The following is a 596-nucleotide window of genomic DNA, read 5'->3' on the forward strand; positions in this document are numbered from 1 at the left end:
TTTCTGCGACGGAACGATCACAAGGTGATCGAGGTAGCCCGCCCCGACCGACGCCTGCGCCGCCTGAACGGCAAGTCCGACACCCTCGACGCGGAAAACGCCGCCCGGGCGGTCCTCGCGGGATTCGCGACCGCGGTCCCGAAGTCCGCCGACGGCGCAGTCGAGATGATCCGGCAACTGAAAGTCGCCCACGACACCGCGGTCAAAGACCGCACCAGCGCGATGATCACCCTCAAAGCCATGCTCGTCCACGCCACCGAGGACCTCCGACGCGAAACCGCGCGGAAGACGCAGAAGATGATCGCCCGTCACTGCGCCGCGCTCCGGCCCCGCGGACTCGACACCCCGGAGGACGCGAACCGTCACGCGCTGCGGTCGATCGCGAAGCGCTGGATTGCGCTCAACGACGAGATCACCGAACTCGAAGCACAGATCGAGCAGCTCGTTGTTCGGCGGGCACCGCACCTGCTGGACGAGTTCGGTATCGGTGTCGACACTGCCGCCGAGATCCTCATCGTCGCCGGCGACAACCCCGAGCGCATCAAGAGCGAAGCCGCATTCGCGAAACTCGCCGGCATCAGCCCCGTCCCGACCGG

The 596-nt window shown here is 67.1% G+C and carries 1 protein-coding gene; it reads left to right on the top strand.

All coding sequences use genetic code 11. The features are described 5' to 3' along the window. Nucleotides 1-24: 24 nt before the first annotated feature. Nucleotides 25-596 (top strand): transposase (locus ABD172_RS14960; protein ID WP_344310976.1); only part of this gene is annotated, 572 nt, incomplete at its 3' end.

The organism is Brevibacterium samyangense, from assembly GCF_039529845.1.
GTDB lineage: Bacteria > Actinomycetota > Actinomycetes > Actinomycetales > Brevibacteriaceae > Brevibacterium > Brevibacterium samyangense.